The sequence below is a fragment of the Vibrio fujianensis genome, from assembly GCF_002749895.1.
Lineage (GTDB): Bacteria > Pseudomonadota > Gammaproteobacteria > Enterobacterales > Vibrionaceae > Vibrio > Vibrio fujianensis.
Window position 1 is genome coordinate 198,130 of sequence record NZ_NBUS01000042.1, and the last position, 5,972, is coordinate 204,101.

10 protein-coding genes are annotated in these 5,972 nt (G+C 42.3%); 5 read left to right on the forward strand and 5 right to left on the reverse strand.

What is annotated here, in order from left to right; genetic code table 11:
- The 3 genes from B7C60_RS18825 to fldA form a co-directional block, all read left to right on the forward strand.
- Positions 1–295 (forward strand): alpha/beta fold hydrolase (locus tag B7C60_RS18825; protein WP_483887758.1); only part of this gene is annotated, 295 nt, incomplete at its 5' end.
- 111 nt (positions 296–406) lie between these two features.
- Positions 407–628: a DUF2788 domain-containing protein gene (locus B7C60_RS09805; RefSeq protein ID WP_099611496.1), complete on the forward strand. Its 222-nt coding sequence runs from the start codon at positions 407–409 to the stop codon at positions 626–628.
- A 52-nt stretch (positions 629–680) separates the two neighbouring features.
- Complete coding sequence (gene fldA / locus B7C60_RS09810; RefSeq protein ID WP_099611497.1) at positions 681–1,208, forward strand: flavodoxin FldA; 528 nt, start codon at positions 681–683, stop codon at positions 1,206–1,208.
- 273 nt (positions 1,209–1,481) lie between these two features.
- On the opposite strand, the gene B7C60_RS09815 is transcribed toward fldA, so the two are convergent.
- Positions 1,482–2,177: an LrgB family protein gene (locus B7C60_RS09815; RefSeq protein ID WP_099611498.1), complete on the reverse strand. Its 696-nt coding sequence runs from the start codon at positions 2,175–2,177 to the stop codon at positions 1,482–1,484.
- 1 nt (position 2,178) lies between these two features.
- Complete coding sequence (locus B7C60_RS09820; RefSeq protein WP_161427634.1) at positions 2,179–2,586, reverse strand: CidA/LrgA family protein; 408 nt, start codon at positions 2,584–2,586, stop codon at positions 2,179–2,181.
- Positions 2,587–2,705: 119 nt separating this feature from the next.
- Between B7C60_RS09820 and B7C60_RS09825 the strand changes: the two genes are divergently transcribed.
- Positions 2,706–3,614 (forward strand): LysR family transcriptional regulator, encoded by a 909-nt coding sequence (locus tag B7C60_RS09825; protein WP_099611499.1) that lies wholly within the window; start codon positions 2,706–2,708, stop codon positions 3,612–3,614.
- A gap of 10 nt (positions 3,615–3,624) precedes the next feature.
- On the opposite strand, the gene B7C60_RS09830 is transcribed toward B7C60_RS09825, so the two are convergent.
- Positions 3,625–4,122 carry a DUF4442 domain-containing protein gene (locus tag B7C60_RS09830; RefSeq protein WP_099611500.1) on the reverse strand — a complete coding sequence of 166 codons (498 nt, stop codon included), beginning with the start codon at positions 4,120–4,122 and terminating at the stop codon, positions 3,625–3,627.
- Between the two features lie 260 nt (positions 4,123–4,382).
- On the opposite strand from B7C60_RS09830, the gene fcrX reads away from it, so the two are divergent.
- On the forward strand, positions 4,383–4,829 hold the full coding sequence (gene fcrX / locus B7C60_RS09835; protein ID WP_099611501.1) for a ferric iron uptake transcriptional regulator FcrX: 447 nt from the start codon (positions 4,383–4,385) through the stop codon (positions 4,827–4,829).
- 60 nt (positions 4,830–4,889) lie between these two features.
- Here fcrX and B7C60_RS09840 read toward each other — a convergent pair whose 3' ends face one another.
- The gene (locus tag B7C60_RS09840) at positions 4,890–5,903 is read right to left on the reverse strand and encodes an aspartate-semialdehyde dehydrogenase (protein WP_099611502.1); all 1,014 of its coding nucleotides are present in this window, start codon (positions 5,901–5,903) and stop codon (positions 4,890–4,892) included.
- Positions 5,887–5,972: hypothetical protein (locus tag B7C60_RS20000; protein ID WP_281251699.1), on the reverse strand; the 86-nt coding region annotated here is incomplete at its 5' end. The genes B7C60_RS09840 and B7C60_RS20000, both read right to left, overlap by 17 nt.

Below are 5,972 nucleotides of genomic sequence, written 5' to 3' on the forward strand. Positions count from 1 at the left end.
ATTTTTGGCGAAATCACTCATCAACCAAGACAGTGTAATGCTTTGGCGCTTTAATCTGGATGCCATTAAAGCCAACTACGAAAATATCCTCGGTTGGGAGCCTATTGCAAAAAATAAGACACCAGCGCTCTTTATTAAAGGAGCCGACTCAAATTATTTAACCGCAGAGCATCAAACCGCCATTCAGCAACAGTTTTATAACGCGAAAGCGCATGTGATTGCCAAGACCGGACATTGGTTACATGCTGAAAAACCGATCGAAGTACTGCGGGCTATTCGAAAATTCATCGTTTAACTTAAAAATCCGTATAAAATAAGGGGTAATTCAAACATCATGGGCTGATTAACTTTGGCTAATAACAGTGGTATAGTTCGCGCAAGTAATAAATTGGTATAAAGGATAACCATGCTTTACGACTATATGAACATGCTCGAATCTATTGGGCTTGATCTGCTTTTTGCGTCTATTTTTTTCTTTATTGGAATGGCAATAAAAGACGTCTTAAAACAAGGCAATGTTCCGCCATTTGGCCGTCGTATCGTATGGCTGGTGCTATTTTTAGGTTGCGCGGGTTTTATTGCCAAAGGCCTAATTCAACTCAGTTGGGAAGGCACAGGGCTGGGCTAATGACCTAGCATCATTCCCCATCAACCGATAACAATGTAAAGGTAAAGACTCTATGGCAAGTGTAGGTATCTTTTTTGGTAGCGATACAGGTAACACCGAAGCTATTGCAAAAATGATTCAAAAACAACTCGGTAAAAAACTGGTCCACGTCCAAGATATTGCTAAAAGTAGTAAAGAAGATATTGATAACTTCGACCTGCTACTGCTTGGCATTCCTACTTGGTATTACGGTGAAGCTCAATGTGACTGGGATGATTTTTTCCCTGAGTTAGAAGCCATTGATTTCTCTACTAAGTTGGTAGCTATTTTTGGATGTGGTGATCAAGAAGATTATGCCGAATACTTCTGTGATGCGATGGGGACTGTCCGTGACATCGTCGAAGCCAAAGGCGCAACCATCGTAGGCCATTGGCCAACCGAAGGCTATGAGTTTGAAGCGTCAAAAGCCTTAGTGGATGATAACCACTTTGTTGGTTTATGTATTGATGAAGATCGCCAGCCAGAGCTGACCGAACAGCGTGTCACCACTTGGGTAAATCAAGTTTATGAAGAAATGTGTCTTTCTGAACTGGAAGACTAACTGAACTGGAAAACTAAAAAATAAGTCCTCTAAATCCAAACGACTTAGAGTTGCAGGTAGGCAGCAAGTGAGTGACAAATTTGTCTAGAACAAATTTGAACAGCCGTAGGCTCACCTTTGGTGAGAGCCACAAATGGCTCTCATCATCCCCATGAGCATCAACAGGCTATGTAATTGGGGTGAAAGAACGTAGCCAACACCCCTGCGGATTTAAGTAGGAAGGATATAAACGGAGGGCTTATTTTTGTCTCGGATTAAGATAAACGCTAAAATCTACCACAAAATTTGTCCTAAAAATGGGGCGATCAATACCGTCACCATGCCAGCAATCATCATCACTACACTCGAAACCACACCTTCAGAATTGCCTATTTGATACGCTTTAGCGGTTCCAGCGCCGTGAGCAGAGGCCCCTAAACTGGCTCCTTTACCAAAACGCGAACGAATCGACAAGATCGCCAATACAGTTTCTCCTACCGCCATACCAATCACTCCAGTCAATACAACAAACAAAGCCGTTAAGTCACTTTGTCCACCGATAGAACGCGTCGCCTCCACCGCAAAAGGGGTGGTAATTGAACGCATCGCTAAGCTACGCTGTAATAATTCTGGCAACTCAAACCAACGAGCAAGTAAAACGGTACTACCCACCGCAACAATCACCGACACCAAAACCCCAACGGATAATGACAACCAATGACGTCGAATCAGTTTGCGATTGTCATAAACAGGAATAGCAAAAGCAACCGTTGCCGGGCCAAGTAACCAAAGTAACCAATGCGATTCTTCCATATAAGCTTGGTACGGAATACCTAACCCGATCACAACAGCGACTAAGAGTACAGGAGCCAATAAGAGCGGCATTAGCAATATCGAACGCTTACGCTGATAAAGCATTTTGCTGCCATAATAAAAAAACAGCGTTAAAAGAAGACAAGCAACCCCTAGTAACGATAGATGTACCGACACCTTATACCTCTCTTACCTGATGACTTTTACGTCGAGCCCATTTTAATTCGAAACGATATAATTTATCGACAATCCAAGCCGTTGTTGCAATCACCACAATGGTACTGATCACTAAGACCAGCATAATACGCCCTCCTTGTTCACGCATAAGTGGCTGATAATTGACGACAGCAACAACCGCCGGTACAAAAAACAACAACATTTCTGCCAGTAACCAGGATGCCCCTCTCCGCAGCCAATCCACCTTCACAACTCGGCTAAACACCAATACCAATAATAAGAGCATACCTGTTAAATTAGCAGGGATAGGAAGATGAAAATGCTGAACCAAGTAATCGGCGATAAACCATATCAAAGCTAGTACCACAATTTGACCAATCGTCAATAAACCATTTTCTACTTTTTTCATGTTATTAATCGTTATTTTGTGAAATTAATCACATTATAATCAGGTGCAAAACCTGCATAAAATGACTTTTTATTATAAAAATCATTCCAAAATGGAATAATTAAACGAGCACGATAATTATGGATATTAAAGCGCTGCGCTACTTTGTTGAACTCGTTAACCAGCAAAGCTTTACCCGAGCATCAGAACAGCTGTATGTGACACAACCGACCATCAGTAAGATGATTCGTAGTCTTGAAATAGAAGTAGGACAACCTTTACTTCATCGAGAAGGACGACGATTTTGGTTAACTGAGGCGGGAGAAATCGTCTATCAGCGAGCAGGAGAAATTATTGCCCAGTTGACCCAGTTAGACGCTGAGCTGATAGATCTCAACCAATTGCAACGCGGTCAACTTCGATTGGGCATTCCCCCGATGGTTGGGCATCTCTATGCAGGGCTGATTCGGCAGTACCGCCAAGTCTATCCAAATGTTGAAATGACTATTGTCGAGTACGGGGGACGCAAAATAGAGCAAGCAGTATTGGATGGCGAATTGGATGTCGCTATTACCATGCTTTCTCAGCATGCAGAACAAAATCTCAATACGTTAGTACTGGATAATTATCCTATTTATGCGGTACTTCCCAATAGCTCACCTTGGAAAGATATGCCAAAGCTTAACTGGAGCATGTTAAAAAACGAACCGTTTTATCTTTATACACAAGAATTTACACTGAGTGATTATGTGCAGAGCCTATGCAAGCAACAGGGATTCATACCACAAATCGCAGCGCGTAGCAGCCAATGGGACTTTTTGGTGGCACTGGTCAAAAATGGTATTGGAGTCGCATTTTTACCTGAACCACTTTGTCAGAGAATACAGAGCGATGGTGTGCTAGTGCGACCGATTACCCCAACGATTGATTGGCGACTCTGTGTCATTTGGCACGCCGAACGATACATTTCTCGAACTGCAGAGGCATGGATCGAGCTATGTAAGCAGTATCAAAGCACATCGAACCTCCGTCTGGATAAAAAAGATTAACCAGCCATGATCATAAAGGTAATGAGTCATCAGTTCGATATTTCGGCTTTTTGCGAACATAAAGTTTACGGTGAACTTCTGAAACTACCGTTCCTTCTTGGTCTTTGACATGGATAATAAATTCAGGAAAGCATTTATCACCATTAGCCGTCACGGCCAATATATCATCGAGTTGGGCCTGAGAAATCAAAAACTCAGCATAAAGATCACTTTGGCCTGGCTTGATAAAATTAATGCTCGCCTCTTTATCCCAAACATAATATTGCTTTCCCAAAATCCCCATCAACATTAAAGAGTAAACAGGATCAGTGAGAGAAAAAATACTTCCTCCATATTGAGAACGGTTGGCATTTTTATTCCACCAACGTAGCTTTAAGCGTAATTTGGCTTCACGAAAATCATCACTGAGTGATTCAATTTTTATCCCTGCCCCCCAAAAAGGAGGCCAACTATTTAGTGCCCACTTCACAATATTAGGTTTATACAATATTTCCAGTGTTTTATTCATGCTATCCGTGCCTTAGACTCTAATTGATCTCAATACCTCAGCAATGATGAATCGCATGGCCATGAGGTTGAGAAGTATAACGCAGTTGATGTTGCACAATTGTAACTGGTCAGATAAGATTTCACCGTGATTTAACACGACTTTATACATAAAGACAGTAACCCTTTGAACTTCGTGGTTTATTGTTTTGACTGGGTGACCTATAATGTGAGACAACATTGACGTCTGTTTACGACGGCAGATCATCAACGGGAAAGTATATGTCAGACAATAACCAAGCGCTAAAGGATGCTGGTCTTAAAGTAACCCTTCCACGGCTAAAAATTTTAGAAGTATTACAGCAGCCTGAGTGCCAACATATTAGTGCTGAAGAGCTGTACAAAAAGCTGATTGATCTCGGTGAAGAGATCGGCCTTGCCACCGTTTATCGAGTTTTAAACCAATTTGATGATGCAGGCATTGTTACTCGCCACCACTTTGAAGGGGGCAAATCCGTCTTTGAGCTCTCAACGCAACATCACCATGATCATTTAGTCTGTCTCGATTGTGGTGAAGTGATTGAGTTTTCAGACGATGTCATCGAACAGCGCCAAAAAGAAATTGCCGCTCGATACAATGTTAAATTAACCAATCACAGTCTGTATCTGTACGGTAAATGTGCTGACGGGAACTGTAAAACCGATCCTGACGCTCACAAAGTCAAGTAATTACATAAAAAAACCACCGCATGGTGGTTTTTTTATTACTCGTTAACCCAAGACGTTAAGCTAAAAGTAATCTCGAATCAAAACTTCTGCAATTTGTACCGCATTGGTTGCTGCGCCTTTACGTACGTTATCTGCCACAACCCATAAATTGATACCACTATGATGGCTAATATCATTGCGAATACGCCCCACAAGTACGCTATCTTTGCCACCAGCATCACGTACTTGGGTTGGATACTCTTCACCTTGAAAAACATCAATTCCATCCATTTGATCTAATAATGCAATCACTTGTTCGGCATCAATCGGATCACGGGTTTCAATATGTACCGCTTCTGCATGTCCATAAAAAACCGGGACACGTACGCAAGTGGGATTAACCATTAACGAAGGATCATTGAAGATTTTTTGGGTCTCCCATACCATCTTCATTTCTTCTTTCGTATAGCCGTTATCCATAAATTGATCAATTTGTGGAATACAGTTAAAGGCTATTTGTTGACTAAAGGTTTGCGGCTCCGCCGGAATACCATTGAGTAGCTTAGCCGTTTGCCCGGCTAATTCATCAATACCCGCTTTACCTGCACCAGAAACCGACTGATATGTAGTGACATTGATCCGTTCAATCCCGACAGCATCATAAATGGGTTTTAAAGCCACCAACATTTGGATGGTTGAGCAGTTCGGATTAGCAATAATATTTCGATTACGAAACTCTGCAATAGCCTGAGGGTTGACTTCAGGAACAACCAGTGGGATGTCGTAGTCATAACGAAATTGTGAAGAGTTATCAATCACTACTACGCCAGCTTCTGCGGCAATCGGTGCCCAGCGTTCAGATAACGCGCCACCGGCAGAAAATAAAGCAATGTGGGCCTGTGACCAATCAAATTCCTCAACATTCTGTACGCAAACGGTCTTGCCGTTGAAACGGTAGGCTTTCCCTTCACTGCGCTCACTGGCCAGTAAAAATAACTCACCGACTGGGAACTGGCGTTCTTGCAGAACTTCCAACATCGTTTCACCCACGGCACCTGTTGCGCCGAAAATGGCAACATTAAATTCTTGGCTCATTCGTTACCTCTATATTAAAACCTAATTTTGCTAGTGGCTCGAGTTGACAAGACTCATCTCCCACCAGTT

Coding starts and splice junctions, on each gene's coding strand:
- B7C60_RS09830 (WP_099611500.1), bottom strand. CDS start 4,122: ATGAATAAAACACTGGAAATATTGTATAAACCTAATATTGTGAAGTGG.
- B7C60_RS09825 (WP_099611499.1), top strand. CDS start 2,706: ATGGATATTAAAGCGCTGCGCTACTTTGTTGAACTCGTTAACCAGCAA.
- B7C60_RS09820 (WP_161427634.1), bottom strand. CDS start 2,586: ATGAAAAAAGTAGAAAATGGTTTATTGACGATTGGTCAAATTGTGGTA.
- fcrX (WP_099611501.1), top strand. CDS start 4,383: ATGTCAGACAATAACCAAGCGCTAAAGGATGCTGGTCTTAAAGTAACC.
- fldA (WP_099611497.1), top strand. CDS start 681: ATGGCAAGTGTAGGTATCTTTTTTGGTAGCGATACAGGTAACACCGAA.
- B7C60_RS09805 (WP_099611496.1), top strand. CDS start 407: ATGCTTTACGACTATATGAACATGCTCGAATCTATTGGGCTTGATCTG.
- B7C60_RS09840 (WP_099611502.1), bottom strand. CDS start 5,903: ATGAGCCAAGAATTTAATGTTGCCATTTTCGGCGCAACAGGTGCCGTG.